23 protein-coding genes, 1 tRNA gene and 1 pseudogene are annotated in these 26,160 nt (G+C 48.6%); 10 read left to right on the top strand and 15 right to left on the bottom strand.

Annotated elements, in window-relative coordinates:
* Window positions 1-5: 5 nt before the first annotated feature.
* From OXR04_RS09110 to OXR04_RS09100, 3 genes are all read left to right on the top strand, one after another.
* On the top strand, window positions 6-1,037 hold the full coding sequence (locus tag OXR04_RS09110) for a DUF1176 domain-containing protein (protein ID WP_033736633.1): 1,032 nt from the start codon (window positions 6-8) through the stop codon (window positions 1,035-1,037).
* Window positions 1,038-1,246: 209 nt separating this feature from the next.
* A tRNA-Leu gene (locus OXR04_RS09105) sits at window positions 1,247-1,331 on the top strand.
* 523 nt (window positions 1,332-1,854) lie between these two features.
* The gene (locus OXR04_RS09100; protein ID WP_267369762.1) at window positions 1,855-3,771 is read left to right on the top strand and encodes a DUF262 domain-containing protein; all 1,917 of its coding nucleotides are present in this window, start codon (window positions 1,855-1,857) and stop codon (window positions 3,769-3,771) included.
* A 50-nt stretch (window positions 3,772-3,821) separates the two neighbouring features.
* Here the strand turns inward: OXR04_RS09100 and OXR04_RS09095 are convergent, their stop codons facing one another.
* The 5 genes from OXR04_RS09095 to dndB are packed head-to-tail and all read right to left on the bottom strand — an operon-like array spanning window position 3,822 to window position 10,205.
* On the bottom strand, window positions 3,822-5,156 hold the full coding sequence (locus tag OXR04_RS09095; RefSeq protein WP_267369763.1) for a class I SAM-dependent methyltransferase: 1,335 nt from the start codon (window positions 5,154-5,156) through the stop codon (window positions 3,822-3,824).
* Entirely contained in the window at window positions 5,146-5,499 is a 354-nt protein-coding gene (dndE, locus tag OXR04_RS09090) for a DNA sulfur modification protein DndE (RefSeq protein ID WP_267369764.1), read from the bottom strand. Before dndE ends, OXR04_RS09095 begins: the two co-directional genes overlap by 11 nt.
* Window positions 5,499-7,499, bottom strand: a complete 2,001-nt coding sequence (gene dndD / locus OXR04_RS09085) for a DNA sulfur modification protein DndD (RefSeq protein WP_267369765.1) — start codon at window positions 7,497-7,499, stop codon at window positions 5,499-5,501. Before dndD ends, dndE begins: the two co-directional genes overlap by 1 nt.
* Complete coding sequence (dndC, locus tag OXR04_RS09080; protein ID WP_267369766.1) at window positions 7,489-9,123, bottom strand: DNA phosphorothioation system sulfurtransferase DndC; 1,635 nt, start codon at window positions 9,121-9,123, stop codon at window positions 7,489-7,491. Before dndC ends, dndD begins: the two co-directional genes overlap by 11 nt.
* Window positions 9,120-10,205: a DNA sulfur modification protein DndB gene (gene dndB / locus OXR04_RS09075; protein WP_267369767.1), complete on the bottom strand. Its 1,086-nt coding sequence runs from the start codon at window positions 10,203-10,205 to the stop codon at window positions 9,120-9,122. Before dndB ends, dndC begins: the two co-directional genes overlap by 4 nt.
* Window positions 10,206-10,912: 707 nt before the next feature.
* Between dndB and OXR04_RS09070 the strand changes: the two genes are divergently transcribed.
* The 4 genes from OXR04_RS09070 to OXR04_RS09055 all read left to right on the top strand — a co-directional run bounded on the left by OXR04_RS09070 (window position 10,913) and on the right by OXR04_RS09055 (window position 13,246).
* Entirely contained in the window at window positions 10,913-11,614 is a 702-nt protein-coding gene (locus tag OXR04_RS09070; protein ID WP_267369768.1) for a hypothetical protein, read from the top strand.
* On the top strand, window positions 11,611-12,036 hold the full coding sequence (locus tag OXR04_RS09065) for a hypothetical protein (RefSeq protein WP_267369769.1): 426 nt from the start codon (window positions 11,611-11,613) through the stop codon (window positions 12,034-12,036). The genes OXR04_RS09070 and OXR04_RS09065 overlap by 4 nt, the downstream gene beginning before the upstream one ends.
* A gap of 25 nt (window positions 12,037-12,061) precedes the next feature.
* Window positions 12,062-12,355, top strand: a complete 294-nt coding sequence (locus tag OXR04_RS09060) for a contact-dependent growth inhibition system immunity protein (RefSeq protein ID WP_267369849.1) — start codon at window positions 12,062-12,064, stop codon at window positions 12,353-12,355.
* Window positions 12,356-12,469: 114 nt separating this feature from the next.
* Entirely contained in the window at window positions 12,470-13,246 is a 777-nt protein-coding gene (locus OXR04_RS09055; protein WP_267369851.1) for a CDP-diacylglycerol diphosphatase, read from the top strand.
* Between the two features lie 35 nt (window positions 13,247-13,281).
* On the opposite strand, the gene OXR04_RS09050 is transcribed toward OXR04_RS09055, so the two are convergent.
* The 4 genes from OXR04_RS09050 to OXR04_RS09035 form a co-directional block, all read right to left on the bottom strand.
* A complete protein-coding gene (locus tag OXR04_RS09050) occupies window positions 13,282-14,142 on the bottom strand; it encodes a ketose-bisphosphate aldolase (RefSeq protein ID WP_009092306.1) in 861 nt (286 codons plus the stop codon).
* Between the two features lie 5 nt (window positions 14,143-14,147).
* Window positions 14,148-15,572: a fructose-specific PTS transporter subunit EIIC gene (locus OXR04_RS09045; RefSeq protein WP_111207669.1), complete on the bottom strand. Its 1,425-nt coding sequence runs from the start codon at window positions 15,570-15,572 to the stop codon at window positions 14,148-14,150.
* Between the two features lie 113 nt (window positions 15,573-15,685).
* The gene (locus OXR04_RS09040; RefSeq protein ID WP_052722456.1) at window positions 15,686-16,159 is read right to left on the bottom strand and encodes a PTS sugar transporter subunit IIA; all 474 of its coding nucleotides are present in this window, start codon (window positions 16,157-16,159) and stop codon (window positions 15,686-15,688) included.
* A gap of 15 nt (window positions 16,160-16,174) precedes the next feature.
* Entirely contained in the window at window positions 16,175-17,686 is a 1,512-nt protein-coding gene (locus OXR04_RS09035) for a PRD domain-containing protein (RefSeq protein ID WP_267395090.1), read from the bottom strand.
* A gap of 579 nt (window positions 17,687-18,265) precedes the next feature.
* Between OXR04_RS09035 and OXR04_RS09030 the strand changes: the two genes are divergently transcribed.
* Complete coding sequence (locus tag OXR04_RS09030) at window positions 18,266-18,787, top strand: hypothetical protein (RefSeq protein ID WP_267369771.1); 522 nt, start codon at window positions 18,266-18,268, stop codon at window positions 18,785-18,787.
* 127 nt (window positions 18,788-18,914) lie between these two features.
* Here OXR04_RS09030 and uhpT read toward each other — a convergent pair.
* From uhpT to OXR04_RS09015, 3 genes and pseudogenes are all read right to left on the bottom strand, one after another.
* Window positions 18,915-19,349: pseudogene (gene uhpT, locus OXR04_RS09025) on the bottom strand (hexose-6-phosphate:phosphate antiporter); the annotation flags it as partial.
* 102 nt (window positions 19,350-19,451) lie between these two features.
* Window positions 19,452-20,411 (bottom strand): hypothetical protein, encoded by a 960-nt coding sequence (locus tag OXR04_RS09020; protein WP_267369772.1) that lies wholly within the window; start codon window positions 20,409-20,411, stop codon window positions 19,452-19,454.
* 205 nt (window positions 20,412-20,616) lie between these two features.
* Window positions 20,617-21,285 (bottom strand): YecA family protein, encoded by a 669-nt coding sequence (locus OXR04_RS09015; protein WP_046101153.1) that lies wholly within the window; start codon window positions 21,283-21,285, stop codon window positions 20,617-20,619.
* 238 nt (window positions 21,286-21,523) lie between these two features.
* Here OXR04_RS09015 and OXR04_RS09010 point away from each other — a divergent pair, with 238 nt between their 5' ends.
* Together OXR04_RS09010 and OXR04_RS09005 are read left to right on the top strand one after the other, a co-directional pair.
* Window positions 21,524-22,804 carry a serine hydrolase domain-containing protein gene (locus tag OXR04_RS09010; RefSeq protein WP_267369773.1) on the top strand — a complete coding sequence of 427 codons (1,281 nt, stop codon included), beginning with the start codon at window positions 21,524-21,526 and terminating at the stop codon, window positions 22,802-22,804.
* A gap of 94 nt (window positions 22,805-22,898) precedes the next feature.
* Window positions 22,899-23,411, top strand: coding sequence for an RcnB family protein (locus OXR04_RS09005; RefSeq protein ID WP_033736413.1), 513 nt, complete (start codon window positions 22,899-22,901; stop codon window positions 23,409-23,411).
* 33 nt (window positions 23,412-23,444) lie between these two features.
* Here the strand turns inward: OXR04_RS09005 and OXR04_RS09000 are convergent, their stop codons facing one another.
* From OXR04_RS09000 to OXR04_RS08990, 3 genes are read right to left on the bottom strand one after another with little or no spacing between them, the layout of a single operon-like run.
* Window positions 23,445-24,557, bottom strand: a complete 1,113-nt coding sequence (locus OXR04_RS09000) for an FAD-binding oxidoreductase (protein WP_267369774.1) — start codon at window positions 24,555-24,557, stop codon at window positions 23,445-23,447.
* A 19-nt stretch (window positions 24,558-24,576) separates the two neighbouring features.
* The gene (locus OXR04_RS08995; RefSeq protein ID WP_009092290.1) at window positions 24,577-25,329 is read right to left on the bottom strand and encodes an amino acid ABC transporter ATP-binding protein; all 753 of its coding nucleotides are present in this window, start codon (window positions 25,327-25,329) and stop codon (window positions 24,577-24,579) included.
* Window positions 25,322-26,131 (bottom strand): amino acid ABC transporter permease, encoded by an 810-nt coding sequence (locus tag OXR04_RS08990; protein WP_009092289.1) that lies wholly within the window; start codon window positions 26,129-26,131, stop codon window positions 25,322-25,324. The genes OXR04_RS08995 and OXR04_RS08990 overlap by 8 nt, the downstream gene beginning before the upstream one ends.
* Window positions 26,132-26,160: the final 29 nt, after the last annotated feature.

Raw genomic sequence — 26,160 nt, 5'->3', positions numbered from 1 at the left:
AACCGATGCTGTTCGTTCTGGCGATGCTCTCCCTGTCTGCTCAGGCCAGCCAGAGCGGCACCACCTTTGAACATAAAGACTGGGAAGTCGCCTGTGATAATACGCTGACCTGCCGCATTGCGGGTTATGGCAAAGAAGAGGATCCGTCCGGCTCTATCCTGCTCACCCGTGCCGCCGGACCCGGAACAGAGACGGTGGGAGAGGTGACGCTGGGCGACACCGAAGATGACAGCGAACCGGCGGAAAAGCTGACGCTGTGGATCGACGGGAAATCAGCCGGCGATCTGGTGGCGGCTGACGATAACTGGCGCATGTCGGCCAGTCAGACTTCTGCGGTCATCAGCGCCGTCAAAGGAAACGGTAAAGTTGAATTTAAAGGCGGCACAAAGCCTTTCCTGCTTTCCGGCGAAGGCGCCTATGCCGTGCTGGTGAAAGCGGACGACGTGCAGGGCCGGATCGGCACGCCAGGCGCGCTCACCAAAAAGGGCAATAAGCCGGAGAGCAGCGTGGCTAAGGCTGTGCCCGCACCGGTTATCCAGGCAGCAAAAACCGTCAGCGGCGAACCCCGTTTGCTGACCGATGCGGAAATCGACGCGCTGAAAACCCGACTGCTTTCAACCGTCAATCGCAATGACGATGACACGTGCGACAGCCTGTACTCACCTGCCGAAAACAGCGATCCGGAGACCGACGGACTCACCCTTACGCCACTGGATGAGACACATGCCTTGCTTTCGGCGCTCTGCTGGCGAGCCGCTTACAACGAAGGCTATGGCTACTGGGTGATTGATAATCAGCTGAAAGGCCAGCCGGTGCTGGTAACCGTGTCCGGCTCGGATTACGACAAGGGCGAGATCACCAGCGTGCAGAAAGGCCGGGGCATCGGCGACTGCATGAACCAGGAGAGCTGGGTTTGGGATGGTCAGGCTTTCCGCAAAAGCTATGACGGCGGAACCGGGATGTGCCGCTATATCCATGCGGGCGGCACGTGGGATCTGCCCACGCTGGTAGCGGATGTGAAGCCTGTTTCGGGTTAGCGCTTTGGTTACGCCAGGCAACCATGAGGGCTGGAGGAACAGCTGTAGAGCGGGCGAGGGTGAGTAGTCGGCATCAGCAAGGCAGTCATCTGATGAACGTAAAATCTGAAAAGATGGTTTTTTCAGCAGTTGTACCTTAGCCTGCGGATAAGGGTTGCGGAAACAGGGAGTAACGGTATAATCCCCAACGTTTTCCGCATCCCTTCAGTGCCGAAGTGGCGAAATCGGTAGACGCAGTTGATTCAAAATCAACCATCGAAAGGTGTGCCGGTTCGAGTCCGGCCTTCGGCACCACGTATGTAAATTAAAGTCGCTTAATCAAGAGCGGCTTTTTTTATCAGTTTTAGTAGCATAAATAATAATCAATATCATATTGTTAATTTAATATTCATGCAGCATCCATTGTATGGCTAGCAGCTATTAAAAAATTAATCTGGCTTGATGTTTTTTGGCATCTATGCTATGTACTTGTTTTAAATTCACAAAGATATTCTAGACAAGACACTAAAATCTCTTATGTTTTTTAAAAAATGACTAATTTTATGCTATGCCGTTCGACAAAAATCATTAAAATGCTGAGTATAATTATTAATGAATGTATAAGCTATAGGTTTTATTAAGTTGTTATATTTCCTTGATAAATTAATATTTTTAAGTTTTTCTATTCTTAGTAGCATAGTGAATAAGTCGACTTAAATATCAGCAGTTCGTAGAGTTGATTAGCTTACTGGCACCGAAAAAAATATATTACAAAGGTTATTAATTATTTATATAAAGTGTCTTATTTTAATAGATTAAACTTATAAGGAATTAGAAATTGATAAGCTTAGAGAAAATGTTTGGTTCAAGAGTATATCTTATTCCTAAAAATCAAAGGGGTTATAGTTGGACACCAAAGGAAATTGACGATCTTTTCAGTGATTTAGACCTTATGGGGGATCAGTCTCATTATTTAGGAACAGTTATTTGTACTAAATATGATGATTTTACGGACGAAATCGATCGCACGCCTACATATCGCTATAATCTCGAAGATGGGCAGCAACGGTTAACTACTTTCTTGTTAATTATAAACGAATTAAAAAGGAAGTTTCTTGAAATTGATGAAAAACAGACCGTGGAATCTGAAGGTCTCGAAAGACTTATTTCATATAAAAAGGGAAATATAGGATTAAGGATTGAAAACCAAAATCAATCCTTAGATGAATGCCTAAAGCATTATATTTTAGGCAGCCCTTCTTTACCTGCTAATATAACACCGCCAATGAAGTGTATTGAAGCTGCAAAAAAACATATAGCCTCAATTGTTAACAAGATCGAAGTAAGAGATCAATTGATCGAGCTTAGGAACAAAGTATGTAAACAAGTGCAAATTATCGATGTTGATCTTGCTAGTGCAAGAATCGATAGATACTTAACATTTGATGCAATTAATTCAAGAGGCTTACCTCTAACAGAATTTGATAAGATAAAAAACTTCTGCATACTAATTTGTGATAAGCGAGGATTGGATTCCCAACCAGATGAACAATGGTATAAAGCTATAAGTAATTTGGAGAAGTTTAAAGTAAGTTCACGTAATACGGAGAATGCTTTTATTGCTGAATTATATTCAGTTTTCCATGGCGTAAATACAAGCAATAATGATGTACATGATAGTTTTGTAAAAGAATATAGAGCCTTGCTTGAAGGCGAAAACGCTCAAAAAGAAAGAAGTTTTAAAGGGTTTATAGATTATTGGGTTAGCTACTCAGAAGCATTTGGATTTATAAACTCAAGGCAAAAGGAAAGTTATTATTCATTGCTGTGCACAAAGCAAGCTGGAGAATGGCTAGATTCAATTGATAATCTTGGATTGCAGGGAGTGACTAAGAAAATATTAACTGCATCATTTCTCTCTGCTCAAACCGATTCTGGAAGAGATGCGTTTGAAAAAGTTTGCAGAGCATGTGAAATATATACGTTTCGCATGCATGCTTTGTGCAGGTATCGAGTAGATAAAAATTCTAAAGTAATTTTGGATATCGCTAATCAAGTATTAAAAAACAATAAAGAATCCAGGTTTGTAATTAGTGAATTAGGTAAGTTGCTTAATTCTAGTGCGTCACTAAATGCTTCCATTACAAAATTGATGAGTGGCGAATTAAATTACAAAACATGGACTACTAATTTATATTATTTTCTTTATGAGTACGAAATCAGCATTTCCGCCTCTGGGGTCAAACGTATTCCATGGGCACGCTCGGATGAAGAAAAAATTAACTCTATCGAACATATCGCGCCGCAAGAGTTAAGAGATAATGGGTGGTGGGAAAAGCATTGGCCTAATCCTCTAGTCGCCGATAAATACATTAATCGATTAGGTAATCTTGTTTTAACCAGAGGTAACTCGATATTGGGTAGAAAGCCTATCGATAAAAAACTTAAAGACCTTGATAGCGATTATTATTATTGCCATAAAAAAGCAACTAACTCCGAAAAGCAAATTAGTAATTATACGGACGGCTCAACATGGAAGGAGTATAACATTTTAAAACGAGAGTATGATTTAATTAAATTTGCTATTGAACGGTGGTCCATCCCTTTCAAATCAGATGAAAGTATTATAGAAATACCAAGTGTGTATAAAGAACTTATTCCTCAATGCGCTGATATTGAAGTAATTTTTGATGATTATTTTTTGATAGACGAAGATTCTATAACTGGCTCGGCATCAGAAGTAGAGTTCGAATGATTCTTAGCCATATAATAAGCGAGAATGTCTGGCTTGTTATATGGCTTAGCTTATTGCTTTCTAAATATATAATTTACGAATATGTCGCTAGCTCCCGGCATGGTGGATGCTGTTTCCCAAAAATCTTCCCGCGACATTTTCAAATCTGCGATAAATAAATTTTTTATTTTTTCTTCGTCATAATAATAGAAGTCTCTTTGCTTATCAACGTTAATATTCTTTTTTAGTGAAAAGTAAATTATTCCACCATGTCGCATGGATTTATAAAGCCTATAAATAGCTTGCTTAAATTCAGATTCTTTTAAATGCAGCAGAGAGGCGCAAGCCCATACTAAATCAAATTTTGGAGGAAAATCGATTTCATTAAAATTGAGTAACTCACAAAAAGCAAAAGGATATTGGTTACACATATCAACCATTTTCTGGGAAGCATCAAATGAAGTTACCTTATAACCATGCTTTATAAAGTACTGTGTATCTCTGCCAACACCACAACCTGCATCTAAAACAAAGCCTCCCCTCTTAAATCTATTCCTGACTCTGGAGTATATATCACCCATATCAATCGAATAAGTTTTTTTGTAATAGATAATATGATTTTTGTTGTAAAAATCGATAGACTTATTTACTTTTTTTTGTTTTTTATTTTCTACGTGATAGTTAATTATATTCTTAATTTTCCTTATCTCATTTTCTAAGGCACCATTGATTTCTAACGGAAAGACAATGTCATCTAAATTTGAATTATTTCTGTTTAACTTGCCATCAGCCGCACACTTGAATATTCTGTAATGCGCAATTAATTTGCCTAATAATGTATGGAGCTCGGGGTTATCGACGCAACCAGAGCTTGTCTCAATAAGTTTGACAATAGTATCAGAAATAGCGGTAATTTGTGACAATAACTCTTTGTCATGGTCATCGAAGGCGTTGGTTTTCATACTATTGATTTTTATGAGATGAGGTAACGTTCGAAAATGAGTTCCTGAATTTATACTTTTTTCTTTTTCATTTATAGCAAAATGCTCATATATTAACCTAGACTCTTCCAATAAAGCATTAAGCGGACCATAAAAATTTTCGATCTTTTCTTGGGCTGCTTTAGCTTGAAGGCGTTTTTCTTCTAATATTTTAGATCTTTTTTCATCACGTTTATCTGTACTATATTTTTTTATTGTATGAATTGCTAAAAAAAGTGAAACGCAAGTGGTGAGCATTGCACCTAAAGCTGAAATTTCAGTAGGTTGAAAGCCAAGGAGTAAAGGGGGCTTTGCGTTTTGAGTATCTCCTACAAATATATTCGTAAATGTGAGTTCTGAATTGGTGTTTTTTGGTTGCATATTTTCTATAGAAATTATTTTATATACCATGTAATTAAATCCCATTCGCAAAATCATTTAAACATTTATAACTTCTTAATGACGAAATACCATCCTGTACATGTGCTGCCCAAGCATTAATAATCTCTTTATCTTTTAAAGCTGGATAAAGCATTTTCAAAATTAGCTCCGTAGCTTGAAGGGTACACCCCAGCCAAGTAATTTTATCCAGCACTAATGAGCCATCAAGTTTATTACTATCTTTTTCTGCTAAATAGCGAAAATCACTTTCTACCGAGCGAAAGAATGCTAAACGCGCAGCGATATTGGGAGTGATTCCGGTATAAACTTTTAATTTTTTTAGCTGGTCTTCTGTTTGTCGGCTAAGTTGCATTCTATTAGGGAGCATCAAATTGCCTCCTTTGTTAATTCCCAGAAATACCCTGGTTTTAAAATGGATGACTTGGTATTCGCATTAAAGACGATTTCATAAGCATGGGAGATGTCATCTCTCAATTGATCAACAAAATAACGCTCATCAACCTCTGTATCTGTAGAAAGCAATACAACCTGATGGCTTGCGTATGGGAAGTAATGATTAATTAATTTATCCCTATGCTGTGAGTCTAAACGGCCTAAGGGTGTATCAATAATTACTGGCAAATCACGACCAGAGGTCTTTGCAAGAGCTTCAAGTATGGCAATCGCATAGATCTGTTTTTCTCCTGCGGAGAGAAGTTTACGATTTATTACTGTGCCTTTTTCATCGATCAATTCGACATCAAATGTTTCAGGGTTGATATGTGCATTGAGCTGTAAATCTTCTTTACGTGCTAGTTTACGATAGGCATCGCCAAAATTGACTGATAACGTTTTCACCCTGGCTTTTGTTAAAAGTTCGCTATATCGATCAAGCAGGTTGATTGTTTCTTGCGCATTATTAAACGCACTGTCGGAGTTATGCTGATTACGAGCCAAGTCATGTGTTTTTTGAACCTGACGAGCACATTCAAGCTGCTGCTGTTTGATTTGCTTAGCCTCTTCAAGAAGCGAGCGATACTCCTGCCGTTTACTCTCGCGTTGACGGTCAAGCTCTCGTAGTTTTTCAAATATATCTGTGAGCTGATCATCTTCAGGCGCACGCGCGATGTTTGCTGCCGCTTGCTCTAGCTGCTCTTCAACTTCCGCTAACTGGTTACGATAGAGGTCAAAACGTTCCCAGGATTTCTTACTGTCCTGCTCGATTGACTGTTCAATCATTCCAGCCTCTCTTTCTGAAATGTCAAACAACAACTCTCCTTTAGGTTTACTAGCTAAGTAATCTTTTAAATTATCCTCAATTGCTTCGGCAGCAATAAGTCCTGTCGTACCTGAACGGAAGGAAATATCATTTTTTAGCTGTAAGAGGAATTCATTCAATTCTTTTTCAAAATTACTTGCTTGCTTAATTTTTATCTCTTTATCTATTTGTTCCAGCAAACGGCCCAAAGTTTTTGGTGCTAAAGCATAGGGCAATGAGCCATCGCATTCATGACGCAGAGATTTTTCTAGACGATCTTTTTCTTTTAATAGCGTATCAACTTTCTGTTTTTCCTGTGTTTTAGTCTGGGCAAAAGCACCACCTTCTGCATTCAGAAGGGATTCATATCGCATGACTTCTTTCGTAAGCAAATCAATGCGCATTTTTGCAAAATCAGCCTTTTCTAAAAGCTGCTCTGTCTGCAATGAATACTGCTTAGTCTGCTCTTCAAGATCAGAAAGCTTTTGCTGTTTGGAAACTTCTAGCTGGCTTGCTTGTTGACGTTTGACAAATATCATCAAATCATTTCGAAGTTTCGATATGAGATCTAAACCTAATAAACGTCTGACCGCTGTGCGTAGAATACTTCCTGAGTCGTCTTCAGCAAGCTCTGCGATTTTTTCGCCGTCGAAGAAGAACAGATCGGCAATTCCATGTGGAATTAACTCATTCAGGAATCCCTGGCACTGATCATAATCCAGTTCATTCAGAGGTAGGCCATCTTGCTGGAGAGAAAGCTTGTCTTTTTTGCCTTTTTTCCACGAGCGTGTAACGGTGAATTCAGCCTCATAACCACCTTTATTATAAGTAAAGCTGAGCTCGATAGATGCCTCACTCTGATTTTCGCCAGTAGTGAAACCGTTATGAATTAATGCACCAAGCTCCTCAACGTATTCTTGCTGTTGAGTTGAGGAACCAAATGCCAGTCTGCCGTATAACGCAATTCTGATAGCCGATAGAATTGATGTTTTCCCAGCACCATTTAGTCCACCAAATAAAACTATCGGGCGTGGATTAGAATCGTTTTGGCGTTTTCTTGGCGCTAATTCAATAACGTGTTCACCTTTAAAGACTCTAAAATTATGCAAAACCAGCTGTTTAATTAACATGTTCTTTTTCCTCACTGGTAAGCACAGACGAGTCACTTACTTCGGCAATTCTTCGCTGCAGTATCTGGAGTTCGGCTTCTAACTGAGCAACTTCGCCCTGATGTATATCCCGATCGTTTCGTTTCTGTAATGCTTCTTGTTGCAGCTTAATTTCTTCAAGACTGCCCCAATCCTGTCTCAGGATGGTGCCTAACTTGTCAAAGATGCCCTGACGTCGGCTCAGGCCTTCCATCGATACTTCCAGTTCGATTAACTTCATGACCATTTCAGGTTCAACATCAAATCCTTGAGATATCTGCATTAGCAAATCAGCATCACTGGCATCAAATCTTGACTGGTCGTCTATAACCCAATCCAAGTCTTTTTGGTAGACCTCCCGATAGATACCCGGCAGGGCATCATACCAATCGGGCTCATTCGGGTCTTTTAACCATTCCTGGCGGATAGCATGTAGTTCAGGTTCAGTGATAAGCGTGATGGTATGGCCTTGGGCATTCATATCTCGCTCAATTTCCAATAAATTTTTCAACCATTGCTGACGATACTTCATCCAGTAAGGTCCTGGAACATGCTTACGTTCAGCGCTTACTTCTTCGCCTTCTTTAGCGTATTGATAACTGACCTTGCCGCTTCGGCGCTTATAGTTTCGGTAAGTATCTTTATTTGCAGGATCGGTTGTGAATGCCAGAAGATCCCGATATTTAAGCAATGGAGACATCCAGACTTCGCCATTCTGGATCAGGCTTTCCATTGCTTTATCTTTTGTAACCACAGTGCATGTCCAGCATCCAAAGCGTGAGCTCCCGCAAGATGGCGTACTGTCATCGATCACAAGAGGGCATTCACCTTGCGCTGAAGAATCCATATACAATGTCCACAACGGTCGGTTGTTACCCCCCCATGGGTTTTCCCACTCATCAATATCATCTGGAGAATAGCGGAAAGCGCCCCTAAGCAATTTCCAGACATCCTCAGTGTCCCATGTATCGATAGGGGTATAGATAAAAGCATTTGCAAGAGTGGTATGCCGCGCCAGGCGTGTACCATCGATTTTGTGTTTGGCTATGACCTGCGCACGGGATGAACTTTCACTGCTGCGTGAGCCTAGTACAACGATAACCTCATCAAACTGGCTGACTTTATCTTTAATAAAATCGCTCACCGGATTGATTTTCATGCGTTCAGTGCACCAGCGGAAACTACGGGTAGGGGCAGGATAGCCTTTACCCAGCAGATTCACCCAGAAGGTTTCGTGAGTCTTGGGCATGACAGCATGCTGAGTGATGGGAAGCCCGGCGCGTTTTGCACCGGCTTCAATTCGTTGCATGGTTTTCTTGATCAAATCTACTACGACTGGCGTTTCTACCAATGTGTCAGACGAAACCAGAAACACCTCTTTATGTCGCATTGCAGGCGATAGTCCCAATAGGGCGAGGTATACCAAAGTAATAACAGCGCTGGAATCTTTACCCCCGCTGTAACCAATCACCCACGGACGCTTATCGGCACAATAGATACGTTGTACTTCAGATACGTATTCTGCCAGGGGCCGCCCCGCAAAATTTTCCTGATTGATGAAATCTTCGTAATCGGCCAGATCGTGGGCCTGAATCAGTTTACTCATGAGATAACCATTTGAGCTTCGAGCTCTTGTTCTTCATTTGAAAGGGGAAGTGATAAGGCGATTTTAAGAGCATTGCAGGTAAGCTGAATAGATGCTGTCGTCTTACTGAGTTTACCATGTTGCATCGCACGTTTGGTTAGCTCTGGGCTACTTTTACGCCAGTCGAAATCCCTAAGAGCACAAATTATTTTTTGCCATGAATCAGGGTGCTCTGAAAGCAAGCAATGGCCCAGTAGACCCAGCGCCTGGAGTCCTATGCCGTGTGCATGGACATACTCCTGACGAAGTTGAGCAGGAGAGACCTCTTTCTTTGCAGCTAATTGCCAGTCTGGCATGACCTGAAATATTGCTTGCCAATAGAGGGCCGCAAGGTCAGAGCACTGCTCAACATCATTGGCTTTGGGTTCTTTTCCCAGCAGAGAACGCGTAGCTTGCTTGATGCTGCTTAAGGTGAAGAGTTTGTTTGAAAACTTACTGATACTGGATTTTTCCATTTCAGTTAGTCCGATAAAAGGCTCGATATTCATAGCCAGATATCGTGATAGATTCGAACTGATATCCCTGTGGTCGTAAAGTGTAGCAAGAGAGGGGCTTGGCCTGATGGCATATTTGTTCAAATCAGCAAACATCTGCTGACTGCGTTTAAGTCCTTCATCAACAAAGAATAAGACAGGAATATTGTCTTGTCCCAACTCTGGCCTTGCTTCTAGTGCGTCTTCTATCGCCTTCCTGCGATGCTGTCCATCATTGATTAAAATTTGTGCCTCCATGGGCACACGCAAAGTCCCTAAGTTGTTGGAACCCGAATACTCATCGAACTGCACATCAACTGCAATGGAAGCAGTAAGAGCTGAAAAAACATAATCATCAGGATTTTCAAGTAAGTAGCGGACCATTTCAGGTATGCGGGCTTTATTAAGTGTTCTTTGTGCTCGCAACTCAGGCGGTACTTCATTTTCGTCAAAACTGAAAATTTTGGGAATTATACGCATTGGGCAGGTAGCGATATAAAAGGGTCTGCCTGCCTGAATTCCTCTGACGGCGGGGAAAGAGTAGCAATAGTCCGTATCAAAATTGGCCATACATCTGTTACCTGGATGTCGTATTCGCGTTACGTAAAAATAAACGTTTGATGGGCTTTTGTCATCTTTTTTTACGTAGGTTGCTCGCTTTTTTGGTGATGATTTGTTGATTCGGCTATGCAATTTAACTTATTTAATACAAAGACTTACCTAAATGACTAAATTTTAAGCGTAACGTTTTAGGAACGTTTCACCTGCCCATTTAAACACCTTATCTGGACTACCTTTAACGTTGTATTTTCTTATCTACATAAGCTCTGCCAGTTCAACTTAAGATTTGCCCAAACTAAAAAAAGATACTGACTAATGGCGCCTCTACAAATCTCAACTACTGGCCAGTCCATTCCACATAATCTCCCTGCCGGTACAAACGCCGCTTTGCACACCGAACTAAACAGTGCCATCTCTGCCGCAACGGATTCACTTACAGCCCGAAGTAAATTGATGATAAAAATTGAATTAGGCTCATATCTGCTCTGGTTCAGTCCCTGCTGCTCTACTACCAAGGATGTTTTTTTATACCTGAGGAAAGATTGATTTCATCGCCGTCATAGCCAATTGATTTTGCGTTTGTAGCCTGAACCGGCATGTAGTGCGAATGGAGTAATAATTAACCAGAAGCAGGCTAATGAAAACTGCTTCCTGTCTGGACTGCCTGAAAAATCAGCTATACCATTCTCGGGCGAACTACATAAGGAGATGTAAGTATGAGCACCAGAAGAGAAATTAAGGATGGAGCATCATTTGACGTACTCGACAGAGGCATTGTCTACACCGAAGTGTTGGGCTGGATTGACATGGGCCATGCTCGTGGCAATGACGTTGCTGCACTGAGGCGTCAGTTCGTTGAGGGCGAGCGCAGCGGCAAGCCATCATATTCAGTCATGTATCGGCAGGATATGGGAGTGTTTAAGTTCAAATCGCGATTTGGTGTTGGCAAATTCTCTCACTGGGAAATTAAGCGAGGCCGGAGCACCGATGAGATAAACAGAATCATGCTGGCGATGATGATGAACACCGCATCCAGATTTGAAGGCCTGCAAAGTCTGAGGTCATTTTCTTGGTATACAGACAGCGGTTTTAGTGGTGAAGATTTGGTGTCCGATCTGTTCGGATTTTATCGGGCTATCATACCGGGTCGGTATGGCTATCGTCTCAAGCCAGTCAGCTATGATTCAGCTGTTCGCCGCTGGGATCACTACGGAGCTATCGGCTCCCATAAAAATCACGGATTCCGTCCGATTCTTTTTCCTGACCCAGATGATCAATGTGTGCGACACCAGCCCTATCAGGTAAATCTTCCGCATTTTATGACCTGGCTCAGGCCTTGGAACGACTTCACATCTGGAGTCGTTAGGGTCGTTACCAGTGATGGGACATCACTCTCATTCATAGGGACGAAGCAATGAAAAACCTGTTTAAGTGGTCCGCGGTTATGGTTGCTACCGTGCTTGTTTGTGGCGGCTTGTTTGTCTGGTTGGTTGCATCGGGCTCTGATGAGGCGACTGTTTATAAAGAAAATGATTTTTTTAACTACCATATGCTGACAGACCCCGATATCGAAAAAGCACCGCGTATAACTAACGAGTTCTACTTCGAGTCTCACCCTGGAGACGGCTATTCCCCTTCAAATAGCATCCTATTCAAAGGCGCTACAGATACGGCTTCACTACGTGCTTATCTCGAAAAGCTGGGATACGTGAAGCAAAAGCGCAGTCTGGGGGAGAAGGAAATATGGGCAAAGCCTGATCAGCTGGATGGGCAACTGTTTTATCTGTACGTTAACCCTGCTACCCGCGAGATCGAGTTGACCAAAATTCTCACTAACTGAGCCCCGGGATACAAAGTTGAAAAACATGAATATAGCCGGACTGGACAGCCTCATTGCCATCTATTTTGGACAGGATTATGACCTGTTCGGTAGTGGTGAGAGTGTTGATGCTCAAATCAACGCATGGATTGCAGACTCCACTGCTGCTTCCCGGCATGGCTTGATTGGCGATATTGAGCAGTTTATAAGGGAATGTGACAATCTGGAGGAGGACTTCAAAAGCCGCTATGGCGAAGAATTTTCTACAGACTTATGGGAAACGACGCCTGCAGAATTCCTGAAGCTTTTGAAGCAAAAGGTTAGTGCATCTCTTTCTTGATGCTGAATGCTGATTCGCCATTCAGATAAACACTCCCCAATATGAACCCCTGCTGATGAGGTTGTACCTGCATTGAGTCTCCTGACCGGACGCAATCCACTGAACGAAAAATCGTTGTGGCGATGCCTGCCTCTGTCGCTGGTCATCGCGCTGCTGCTCACAGGATGCGCCCGCTCTGATGCGCTGTGGACGGTCACGCATGACCTCTGCATGAATAACTACCACTACCGTCGCGATCCGGCACCCTGCCAGCAAATCTATCTGCCGCAGGACAACACTCAGGGCTACAGCATCATCCAGAATCCCCGTCACAGGCTGCACTTTATTCTGGTGCCCACGGTGGCGATGTCAGGCATCGAGAGCATTGCGCTATCACGACCCGGACGTCCCGATTATTTCGGCTACGCCTGGTTAATGCGCTATCGTCTGATGGCGGCTTATGGTGCTACCGTGCCTGAAGATCGGCTCGGCATGGCGCTCAATTCCGCTTATGGCCGCAGCCAGAACCAACTGCATATTCATCTGACCTGCCTGCGGGAAGATGTCTATCGTCAGCTTCAGGCCGAGCGCCCCTTTATTCATGATGACTGGCGACCCTTACCCGATCGTTTGCTGAATCACACCTACTATGCCCGTCGCGTCATACAGCCGACGGCGATGGGGATCTATCCTGTCTCCTCCGTGGCACGCCATTTCCATCTCTCCTCGCCGCAGCTGGCGGAGTCTGGCGTGGCGCTCATCCCGACGACGTTCTCGGGAGAAAAAGGGTTTATCGTGCTAACTACCCGGCGCGGCTGGGATAAGGGCAATCGGGCGTCCGTTGAGTCGCTACTGGATAAACGCTGCGCTATTCTTTCCGCGCCGCCCGCTGACGTTTCAGCCGCAGAGTAACTAAACCTCATCCCAGCCATCCACCACACAACCCCTTACCGGTACAGCGCCGCTTTCCCCACCGAACTGAACAGCGCCATCTTCGCCGCAACCACTTCACCCGCCGCCTGCATCGGTTTTACAAACAGCGCATTGGGTTCGTGTCCGCCCTGTTTCAGCTCCTGCTCCAGCGCCACAAAAAACGCCTTCTTCATATCGCTGGAGATGTTGATCTTACCGACGCCATAACGAATCGACTCCGCCACCTCGCTGTCTTTATTACCCGAACCGCCATGCAGCACCAGCGGGATATCCACCACCTTCCGGATCTGCTGCAGACGCTCGATATCCAGCTTCGGCTGCTTGCCTTTAGGGTAGAGGCCGTGCGAAGTGCCGATAGCGACCGCCAGCGTGTCGGTGCCGGTCTCGCGCACAAAGGTCTCAGCCTGCTGCGGATCGGTATAGAGAATCTCATTACTGCCGCCTTCGCCGCTGCCTTCTGCCACCCCGATGGTGCCCAGCTCCGCTTCCACGGAGACATTCACCGCGTGGGCGATCTCCACAATCTTCTTCGTCAGCGCAATGTTCTGCTCAAAAGGGTGCGAGGAGGCATCCATCATCACTGAGGTAAAACCGGCGTAAATCGCTTTCATCACCTCTTCCAGCGTGCGGCCATGGTCCAGATGGATCACCACCGGCACCCGCGCCTGAATCGCCAGCGTCCGCAGATAGCCGATGAACTCCGGGCCGGTAAACGCCATCTCATCAGGGTGGATCTCCAGAATCAGCGGTGAATCCAGTCGCTCGGCCGTCTCAACCGCCACGCGTCCAAACTCAGCGCTGGCGATGTTAAACGCGCCCACGCCAAACTGATGCTGCCGGGCCACGCTGAGCAGGTCTTTCATGTTGTAAAGCATAGGTTTTATCCTTGTTTTGCAGGAAGAGAGATATCTTTTTTCAGGAACAACAGAATCAGCGCCGTCAGCAGACTGCCTGCGGCAATCGCAAACAGATAACCCATGACGTTGCTGATCACGTTAGGAATGAAGATGACGAAGATGCCGCCATGTGGAGCGCGGGACGCGCAGCCGAGCATCATCGACAGCGCGCCCGCTAAGCCGGAGCCCGCGACAATCGCCGGGATGACGCGCAGCGGATCGGCGACCGCGTACGGGATCGCGCCTTCGGTAATGAAGGAGAGGCCGAGGATGTAGGTTACCTTGCCGGTTTCCCGCTCCTGCTCAGTAAACTTGCGGCGGAAGAGGGTGGTCGCCAGCGCGATGCCCAGCGGCGGCACCATGCCCGCCGCCATACAGGCGGCAATCGGGCCATAAATGCCGCTCGACATCAGGCCAATCGCAAACATACAGACGGTTTTGTTCAGCGGGCCGCCCATATCAAAAGCCACCATCATGCCGAACAGCAGGCCCAGAATGGCCGCATTGGTGTTACCCAGCGAACTGAGGAAGGCGGTCAGCCAGCCGAGCAGCATCTTGATCGGCTCACCAATCAGCAGCACCATCAGTGCGCCGGTCAGCAGCACGCTCAGCAGCGGCACGATTAAAATGGGCTTCAGCCCGGCGACCGCTTTGGGCAGGTGGATATGGTTGTTGATGAGCAGCGTGATATAGCCCGCCAGGAAGCCGGCAATCAGCGCACCGAGAAAGCCGGAGCCGGTGTGGATCGCCATCATCCCGCCCACGGCCCCTGCCACGATGCCCGCTTTACCGCTGATCGACTGGCTGATGCCCAGCGCAAGAATCGGCAGCATCAGGGCAAAGGCGGAGCCGCCGCCGATGTCAGAAAGCATCTTCGCTATCGGGCTGAAATGTGCGTCCCCTGGTGTGGCCGCCGTAATCCCGAAGGAAAAACTCAGCGCGATCAGAATGCCGCCCGCCACCACAAACGGGATCATCAGGTTCACACCGGTGATGAGGTGGACATAAATCTCCGACGCCCAGGAGCGGGAAGCCGACGCCTCTCTGGCCGCAGAAGCCGGTTCCGCAGCGCCGGTCGGTGACGCAGATTCGACCAGCTTCGGTGCCAGCTCGCCATTCACGATGGCGCTTAACAGACCTTCCGCATCTTTCGCCGCACGAGTGACGGGCACTTCAATCACGTTTTTATGCTGAAAGCGTGCCATCTCAACTTTTTTATCTGCGGCAATCAACACCACGTCAGCCTGATGAATATCATCGTCGCTGAGAATATATTCGCTTTCTATGGCACCCTGGGTTTCCACTAATACATTCAGCCCCAGTTTTTTCGCCGCTTTTTTTAAATTACTTTCGGCAAGGTAGGTGTGGGCAACACCTGTAGGACAGGCGGTAATGGCAATAATGTTCATAAACGTTCTCCGGTAAAAGGAAACGATTTTATTTTTATCTTTTTAACGACTGATGGATGGCGACTGTCTGCAAACCTCCTTACTGTTTTATTTTGTCACGCTCTCCCTGTTATTCAGGCTCCCGAGCGGGACAGGAGTAAATGAAACATCTCTTCGCGGTGTTCTGTATTCAGTAATTGTTCAACCACCTCTTCGTCACCGAGGGCAATGGATATTCTGGCGAGCATTTTTATATGGCCGACATCTTTATCGGACTCTTTAACCGCGAAGAGGATCACCAGCCGCACCCGGGTGCCGTCGATGGTCTCCCAGGGAATATCCTGGCGCAGGCGTCCGACGGCAATCCGGGTTTTAACGACCGCAGCCGATTTACCGTGCGGAATGGCAATATGATTTTCAAATCCGGTTGAGCCTAACTCCTCGCGCAGATAAACATCTCTCAGAAAAGCGGCTTTATCCGTGACCGCCCCGGTCTGGCAGAGCAGGTCAGTCAGCTGAGAAATAATCTGCTCTTTGGTCTGGCAATCGACATCGAGAATAATGCACTCTTCTTTAAGCACTTCATTAATCGCCACGGCTGTCGTCATTTTATTTCTCCATCATTAATTAATTGAGTTCGATACCAGACATTCGGTAACCCTGGCGATATCTTTCGCCGAAAAGAGGGCGGAGACATACACCACCGGCTTTTCCAGCGGTTCCAGCCGGATAGTCGAGATCACCACGTCGCACGCCTGTCGCTTCAGGGAGTCCGCGATGTTTTTACCGGGCACAATGTCGATAATCTGCCAGTCAGGAAAGGCGCGCAGGATCCGTCCGTAAAGCAGCTGCGAGGTGCCCAGGCCGCTGGAGCAGACCAGCAGCACCCGCTTTACCTTAATGCTGTTTTCGATGGCCGCCTGAATATGCACGGTGAGATAGGCCACCTCATCGTCACTGATTTCATCCAGCTGATACTCCTGCGTCAGCTCCCGGATCACCGCTTTGACGGCGGCGAACACGGTGCCCAGTTCGGTCTGGATATCGTGCAGCAGCGGATTTTTAATCCGGATGTGATATCTGAGGCGGTTCAGCATCGGCTTGATGTGTGAAGTCAGCGAAGCCTGCAGCTTCGGATCGGTGGTGATGGCGATGTTGATTCGCTGCGCCACCCGGTCGATCAGCGCCGCAGCAAAGCGGGTTTCCCGTTCTGAAATCAGCGCGTCATCGTGCCGATCGGCATCGCCGCCCGCTTTACCGGACGACACCAGATACTGATAGATGGAGTGCGCCTCCTCGGCGACCAGCAGCGTATTGTAAGCCGTCTCGATACGCTCTATGACCGCCAGTGAAACCTGCCAGGCGTGCGGGTCGCTGACCCGGTTCATGACCACGGCGCGGGCGTCCGGGCTGTGCATCGGTGAGTGACTGCGGTGAATCAGCACCAGAACGTGGGTGAACAGATTAATGTAGTAAGGATCGCTTATCGTATAGTGCAGCTGCTGTTCAATAAAATTGATGAGCTGCAGGGTGAAATGGACAGCCTGCTGACCAAACTTCTCTGAAAGCTCCTGCAGCGTGCTTTCATCCAGGCGGCTCTCCATCATGTCCTGGCGGTTGTAAATCGATTTTAAGACCAGCGCTTTCATCGCCAGGCGAATATTCTGGTCACTGCCTTTAATGCTGGTGCCGGTACGACTTTTTAATAACGTTAAATTAAACTGATGTAACCAGGCATCTAATGTTTTTAAATCATTCACTATTGATGCGCGGCTGATAAAATATTTATCGGCCAGCTCACTGATTGACGAACTTCGGGGTGAGAGCATTAACAGATCGGAGGCTATTTTCAGCATTCTGACGTTACTGCTGAAATCGTCCACCTCTGCAGAAAAAATTCGTCGGGCCGCTATTTCGGATGTGGCGTCAGCAAATTTAATTGTGATGCCTCTCCCACTTTTACCGCTCAGTGTGATCCCCTGGTCAGCGAGTTTTTCATTAATATCGGCAATGTCGCGGCGTAACGTTCTTGGCGTGATGGCCGTTTTTTCTGAAATAGCGCGCAGGCTCACATAACTGTTATGAGAAATAAGCTGTCGCATAATGGTCAGTTGCCGTTCTGTCAGCGCCTTCATCATCTTCAGGTTCCGCTTAATCAGTTATTCGCCTTTGGGAGTTATCATCTAAGCAAAGGCACCAGACCCTGTAAATATTAAAACATGGCCACAACCCGGGGGGCTGGCTGACCACCTGACAGCGGGTTCTGGAATAACAGAGACGAGATGAACGGTCAGGGAGAAGGCTGATTGCGGTGTGATGGTCATTGTGATGGCGACGGGCAGATTTGCCGGATGGCGGACAGCTATGCGGCAGGTGGCACACCAGCGAAAGCATCAGCCTCTGAATACGGGAGCGTTTTTATCTGCTCTCATCGGTTGCCTGAAGCCGCACGTTGATGCTTCAGGCAACCTCAGAGGTGGGGCATGCCTCTCAGTTGTGTCAGGCATTGAAATCAGAAAACTACAGAAAAAATCATTCTTCCGCCTGGTTGATAAAGAATAGGGTAGAGAAAAAGCAGGGGGGAATTATTTATGGCCCTGCATGGAAAGTTTGTGTATAGGGTCTCTTACGTAATGCACCATTGAGAATGCAATAGAGAGAGGGTTGTTGTATGAAGGAGCTAATGGTTTATGAAAATATTAAGGTCATTGCTCATGGCAAAGCGTGCCTTTAATCTTTTTATCAGGATAGCGTTGTTTACTGTAATTATGCTGCTTGTCGCTAAAGCGGTTCCCTATGAGGGGGGAGTGAACGCTTTAACAGCATCATTTAATTTTCATAACGCTCAGGTTTTGACTCGTTTTATTCTGGGTGAGCCTGACCCGGAGGTCCGGGAATCATTAAGGGACTACATCAGCATTTTAGTTAATACCCTGATCAGCGTGCCTGTTATGAGTGTGTTCATCACTTTTTTCAACGGCGTTACGCGAAGGATAAGGCCAGGTTATCTTGCTAAAGAGTGGGCTTTCTCAACGTTGCGTCGGTTGGGGAAAATCTTTTTGTTCACATTTATCTTTTGGCTGCTTTTTCGAACGCTGCCTTATTCATCCTTTTTCCCGGATGAACAGGCTTTTTCATCATTAAATCTCGCAGCGTTTCTGGCATCAAATCTGCTATTAACGATTGCCTGTTATTACGTTGTCAGGAAGAAAATAAAATTGAAGAGGAGAGGATAAAATGCCTGTTCCAGCCTGTTTGCAAGCATTAAGCGTAACGGCGAATTGAGTCAGCAAAAGCCAAACAGAGTCCTGTGACGGGTTGGGCACAAAAAAAGCCCGGCATCCGCCGGGCCCGATAACATCTTTATGCCATCTTCAGCCGCTGCAGTCGCTTCTCGCGGCGAATCTTGCGCTCCTCCATTACTGCGACCATCGCCATCAGACAGATACAGGCGATAGCGGCGGTATCGAGTGCGGCAAAGGTACCTGCCCAGCCGGTCAGGCCGAAGATTGGTGTGCCGTCTGCGATCATGCCCAGGCCCAGCTTGGCAAAGCTATCGCCAATCAGGTAGGCGAAGGCCAGATCGGATAACCAGCCCTACAGCAATGTCTCCACCAGCGCGCCTGCTTTAAACAGGGTAAAGCCCTGTATCGAAAATTCTTTTGAGAACTTCAGCTCCTGAAAGGCATAAACCGTTCACCCCTGATCGATGCCGATACTCACCACTTAAAGAAAGATGTTGGCGAAGCAGAGCAGCTTGATCACATTATTCTATAGCACATAAAAAACAAAAATCTGCTAACTTTTTAAGATTATTTCATATAAATAAATTTTAGCATGAGACTGAAAATACAATACGCCAGTAGTAATCTTCGAATTGCAAAATGAAAGAACAATGTGTTAGTGATTAAACCAAGGGCGACGTGTTTTAATGTATACCGGAAATAGTCTGAAGGTATCATTATTGTATTGATCCCTGACACATTTTAGCTCGTAAAATCCCCAGTAGTCAGAATTAGAGAAATAGACCGTATATTTATCGCTATTGAAACCGAAATAATGCTCATCATTTCTTTTTATTTTCAAAGTTCCACACATGACTTCATCACGCCATTCAAATCGAGTAGCATGGTCCAGAACCGACGCAAGAATGTTTGAACTCCAATGAGGAATCGCAACCATCATAAATGTGGCGGACAGTAATAAAGCAAGTAAAGTTGCGCTCTGATACCCCTGAGTTTTATCTGTTTGGGTAATGAATATCCCATAACTTATTGGTTGGAGTAACAATGTAAGGGTCATAATTGAAAAGACAAACTTCCATGCAAACTCTGTGTATGGAACAGACGAAATGTCTAACGCACTTATTTGGGTGAAGTAGCTGGATGCCAGAGAGTTTGTAAAAATAAAAAATATAGGTAACAAAAACCAAAGTACTAATCGACCTTTTCGGATATGAATGTTGCCACTTTGCTCTAAATCATAAAATGTCAGGATGCTAGCAATGATAGTTAATAGAATGAAAGCCAAAAGGAAAAGACGACCTGTAATCAAGAAGCCAAATGGAAGTATCATGTAGCCTAATAAGAAGGAAATCCAGGATGAAAGAGTAAATATTCCTGCAATTTTTTTTAATTTGCGGTCTTGGTATTGAAATATAAAAAAATTACAAATATCAAGCGCTCGCTGAGGTAGAAAGATAACAGATGAGATCACGACTACTATGCCAATTGAACCCACGATTTCTCTTATTGCCTGACGGTGTCCTGAAAAGCCGATGACTGACATAAACGTCAAAAGAAAAATCAGATCTAACCTATTTTTCCTACTAATGTCCTTTAACTTCCTCAATATTGCCATGCTACGTCCCTAATATGTTACTGGCTTAAATAAAATCTGTATTCCTTTCTGATGGTATATTAAGATCATGTTTCTGCTGCGAAAAGTAAAGGAAAAATTTTGCACATTCGCTAAATACACGAGGCGAAATTGATTTATATAAGAAGTTATATTAAGGCGACTTACAGCTATTAATTAAGGGCTGTGTATTCAGCCCTTTCAGCGATCAATGCAGACAGCACTGCTTATATTTTTTGCCGCTGCCGCACGGGCAGGGATCGTTGCGGCCGGGCTGCTTATCGACGGTCACCGGCTGTTGCGGTACCGGCACCGCCTCGGGCTGCGAGATCCAGTGATCGTGCAGCGCCAGCGCAGCGGGGCGGATAGCTTCGATGCTGGCTTCCATCTCTTCCGGTGTCATGGCGTCGAGCTTTTCGAGGTTCTCCTCGGTGCCATGCAGGGCGATAGCGTCCAGCGCAGGCTGCAGATCCGCGGGCAGCGCCGACCAGTCGGTCAGTGCGACGCCACGCATATAGCCGAAGCACCACTCTTCCACCACGGTAAACTCCAGTCCTTCCATCTCACGGATGCCAAACAGCGGTTCAAACTGCTCCGGGAATTCCGCTAAGCGGTCTGCCACGTCATTCATATGCTGGAAGCAAAGCGACATAAAGCGCGTCATTTCGCGCTCGTTGCTCCATTTCGGAATCTGTTTCTCGCCACCCCACAGGGCCACCAGCCACTGGCTGGGTTCCACGGTTACGGGACCGGAGAGGATCGCCGTCAGCAGTCCATCGAGTTCGGAGACATCGAGAATCGACGCTTCGCTGCCATACTTTTCCAGCATATCTTCCAGCCATTGCAGCTCTTTTTCGGTCAGTGGGCCTTCTTTCATGCGGTTGCCTCCCGGGCATATCTAAATTTCAGCGCGGCGTTGAGCCTTAAAACCGCAGCAGTGTACACCCTTGCGGGCAGCAACACAGCTAACGCTGTCCGGCATCAGCAGGGTTAACCTGCGTTTAACCCCCCTTTTACCCCATTATGCAGGCGATAGCCCGCCGCACTTTATGGTACCTTTTTGCGCTACGGCCAGCCTGCTGCGCGATAACTCTACTTAACTGAATGATTACTTTATGAAAAAGGAATTTTCTGGCAGCCGGATCGCTGCGTTCTGCCTCCGACGGCTGGCTCAGGTCGCTCAGCGGATCGGCAGACCCTGCGGGATCGCTGCGGCGATCGTTCTGCTGACCGGCTGTGGCACCCTGTCGCAAACCTCCGCCCCGGTCAGCGATCGTGTCTACCTGACGCATGCCACCTTCAACGAAAATGTCGATGACATCGTGCAGCACTACATGCAGCAGAAGCAGGTTCCTGGCATCAGCATTGCCGTCATCCATCATGATGAGCCAACGCACTACTATTCATTTGGCGTCACCGATCGGGTGCATCGCTATCCGGTGACCCCGGACACCCTGTTTGCGCTGGGATCGCTGAGTAAGGGCGTGACGGCCGAGGTGATTATCCAGCTGGTGGATCAGGGCAAACTGCACTGGAGCGACACGCTGGCCGATCTGCTGCCCGCGGGCGTGCCGCTGAGTCGTGACGCACGCCGCATCACGCTGCTGCAGCTGGTGACGCATACCTCCGGTCTGCCGCGGCAGGATATGGATCTGCCGATGCTGCACCAGTTCATCCGCTATCTCGGCACGGGCGAGAACTTCTACGGCAATCTGGACAGCGATAGCGTGCTGAGTTACCTGGCGGATTTCTCTGCTCCGGCGGTTCGCAGGCCTTGCTACTCCAACCTCGGCTATGCGCTGCTGGGCTTCATTCTGCGCGAGCGCTTTCATCAGGATATCCAGACGCTGGCGTCCCGGCTTATCTTCGCCCCGTTAAAGATGGATCAGAGCAGTTTTGAGCCGGAAACGCTGGCGGGCTATCCGTGGCGCGCGCTGGGCCACGCCGGCGATCAGCCGAAATTTATCCGCCGTGGCGCGCTGACGCCTGACTGGCATTTTCACGGCAACATGGTGGCGGCGGCCAGCCTTTACAGCAGCGCGCGCGATCTGAGTCGCTATCTGCGCGCGCACCTAACGGCCACCGGTGATGCAGAACGGGACAGGGCGTTTGCGGCGGTGAACCGTGCCTGGTACCGGCAGGGCGCACAGACGCAGAATATCGCCTGGGTCACCGAGACAACAGAAGGGCAGCCGATCACCTATCAGGTGGGCTACATCGGCGGCTACGCGAGTTTTATCGGCTACGATAAAGGTCACGGTAACGCGATTGTGGTGCTGCAGAACGGTTTTAACTGGAGTAACTATTTAGGCATTGCGCTGTTGGTCGATCTGGCAACTCAGGATAAAGTGGTCGCACAGCGATCCGTTACCGCTGACCAGGGCGCCATAAAGTGAATTGCGCTGTGTTGCCTGGCACATAGCGTCATCGCGCCGGAACTGAAGTGCGATAAATTTAGCCTGACTGTCAAAATTCAACGTGGAAATCATTATGCGCAGGACTCAACGTGTACTTTTATCAATGGGATTACTGGTTGGCTCACTGAGCCTGATCCCTGCTGTTCAGGCGGCTGGCGAAGCAACCGACAGCGTTCCGCCTCCGCCGCAGATCCAGCCCGCTAACCCGGATGCCCAGCCGCAGTCTGGTGCAGGCAGCGCCCAGCCGGACAACGGTGCCGCGCAGAGCCAGGCACCGACCAGCTCACCGTCTAACGATGGCATTACGCCGACGACGCCTACCACGCCGTCAACGGCCAACAGTGCGCGTCCGAATTACGATCTCAGCACCATCATCATCGACTACAAACAGTACAACATCGGTGACACGGTGCCAGAGAAGTACACGGATAAAACCTACACTATCGTTGAGTGGCAGAAACGCAATCTGCCGGCCCCGCAGGAGAACACCCACTGGGCCTACATCAACGCCAACTACATCCTGATTACCAATGACACCGGCAAAATCGTCATGGGGAAATCGGGTGATATCTTCTTCCGTGGCTAAAATAATCAGCCGGTCGTGATGACCGGCTTTTTTTCAGCCGAAGCGCTCAGCCCCAAAACTGGCCAGCATCGGATGCTTCTCACCGGTCACGATCTCCTCCGCCAGCAGCTCGCCGACAATCAGCGCCAGCGTGGCACCCGAATGGGTGAAGGCCACATAACAGCCCGGCACCTTCTGCAGTTCACCCAGCACCGGATCGCCATCGCCCGGAATCGGCTTCAGGCCAATCTTCCAGCTCTGCACGCTGAGCGGCTCGTCGCCGCGTAACAGCCGGCTCGCCTCCGCGGCCAGCGTGGCCACGACATGTTCATCAATATGGTAATCGCCGTCGGCCAGCGGCTGGATATCCGCCTCATACCAGTCATGATCCAACGCGTAGCGGTTGCCGGGATTCGGTCTGATGGCGGCGCGCGGGGTGTTGAGCACCGCTTTCAGCTGATGCCCGGCCGGTTCCGTGATCACCAGCATCGAGACCGGCGAACCATTGGGGATCGTCACGCCCAGCGGGGCGATCACGTCCGGGGTCCAGGGGCCGCAGGCGACCACTACCGCATCCGCCCGCATCTCCCCCTTGTCACTGCGGATGCCGCAGGCCCGGCCCTGGTCGGTGATCACGGCGGCTTTACCGGCGTGTTCGATCACTTCGCCGCCGCGTGACCGGAACTGGTTCAGCAGATAATCCACCAGGTGCGGCAGGCTGACCCAGCCTTCACCCGGATTAAAGATCGCCTGCGACGGCAGCGCATCGGGATCGACCGTCGCATCCGCCAGCGCCACGTTATCGGCACTCATGAGCTGAGAGTCGTAGCCGTGCGCCTTCTCATAGGCGTGTCGCGCCTGCGTCCCGGCCGCATCGTTGCTGAACCAGCAAAGTCCGCCATCAAAACGCAGCCAGTCGAGGTCAGGGTGCTGCGCAAACAGCGTGCGATAGCGATCGATGCCCGCCATGCGCAGCGCATGATAGGGCCGGGAGCGCTCACCCGCCGAATTGAGCCAGGAGAGTGAACGTCCCGACGCGCCGGAACAGACCTCCGCCTCGGTCACCAGCGTCACCGCCGCCCCGCGTTTTGTCAGCTCCAGCGCCGTCGAAACGCCCAGCACGCCGCCGCCCAGTACCACCACCTTCATTTCAGTTTTTACCGCCATTGTCAGGTTCCTTGCTCAGTTACAGCACTTCAGAGAGAAAACGTTGCAGGCGCGGCGACTGCGGCGCGTCAAAAATGGCGTCTGGCGGCCCGGCTTCCACAATCTCGCCTTCGTCCATAAACACCACCTGATCCGCCACTTTGCGCGCAAAGCCCATTTCATGTGTCACCACCACCATCGTCATGCCGCGACGACAGAGATCCGCCATCAGCGTCAGGACCCCTTTCACCAGTTCGGGGTCAAGCGCGGAGGTGGCCTCGTCGAACAGCATCACCTCCGGGTCCATCGCCAGCGCCCGGGCTATCGCGACCCGCTGCTGCTGCCCGCCGGAGAGATCGCGCGGCCGGTGGTCGGCGCGCTGACCCAGACCGACCTCTTCCAGCCGCTGACGCGCAATCGCCATCGCCTGCGCCTTAGGAAGGCCTTTGACACACCAGGGGGCGAGGGCGACGTTCTCCAGCGCAGTGTGATCGGGGAAGAGATTGAAGTGCTGGAACACCATGCCAATCCGCAGCCGCAGCGCATCAGGCTTGTCGCGCAGCACGGAGCGATCGGCCAGCAAAACATCCCCCGACTGTGGTTCGTGCAGCCGGTTGATACCGCGCAGCAGGGTCGATTTACCCGATCCCGATGGCCCGATGATGCAGGTGGTGGTGCCGGGGGCCACCTGCAGGGAGACCTTACGCAGCACTTCAATCGGGCCATAGGCGAGGGTCAGATTGCGCAGCTCCAGGCTGGCGCCGCGCCAGCTCGCGCCATTCAGATTATTCATGGTTGCCTCCCATCCGGGGGTGAGTGACCAGAACGGCGCCGCCGGACGGTCTGACCTCATCCACCTCTTTCAGACCGCTTTGCGGGGCCGTCAGACGACGGCGTCCGGTGCGGTAGCGCACATCGACATAGTTGACCATGTGCGTCAGCGGCACCGTGATCATCAGATAGAAGAGTCCTGCCAGCATCAGGGGCGACAGGTTGCCGGTCAGCACCGCCGCATCCTGACCCACGCGAAACAGCTCACGCTGCTGCGTCATCAGGCCGAGCAGATAGACCAGCGACGAATCCTTGATGATGGCGATGAACTGGTTAACGATGGCGGGCAGCACGCGACGGATCCCCTGTGGGATGATGACCCGTCGCATGGCCCGGCCATAGCTCATCCCCAGCGCACGGCACGCTTCCAGCTGGCCGCGTTCCACGCTCTGGATACCGGCGCGAAAAATCTCGCCCATGTAGGCGCTGGCGATCAGGCTGAGGGCGAAGATCCCCAGCGGATAGGGTGTCGGGCCGAACAGCTGATAGCTGAAGCGCGCCAGACCCTGACCAATCAGCAGAATGGTCAGAATGGAAGGCAGACCGCGAAACAGATCGGTATAGAGCCGGGCAGGCACCCGCAGCCAGCGCGAGGGCGAGATGCCCATCAGCGCCAGCAGCAGGCCAAACAGCGTGCCGAGCAGCGTCGCCGCCAGTGAGATAATCACCGTGTTGACCAGCCCGGTGGTCAGCATCTGCGGCAGTACTTCCCTCATTGATGAAAAATCAAAGAAGGTGCGGGAAAGAATCGTGAGCAGCTCCATCGCCGTCTCCTTGCAGAGCGGGGCATCCC

It is taken from the genome of Pantoea sp. GM_Pan_3 (assembly GCF_026541045.1).
Classification (GTDB): domain Bacteria; phylum Pseudomonadota; class Gammaproteobacteria; order Enterobacterales; family Enterobacteriaceae; genus Pantoea; species Pantoea anthophila.
This window is presented reverse-complemented; position numbering and strand designations above follow the sequence as displayed.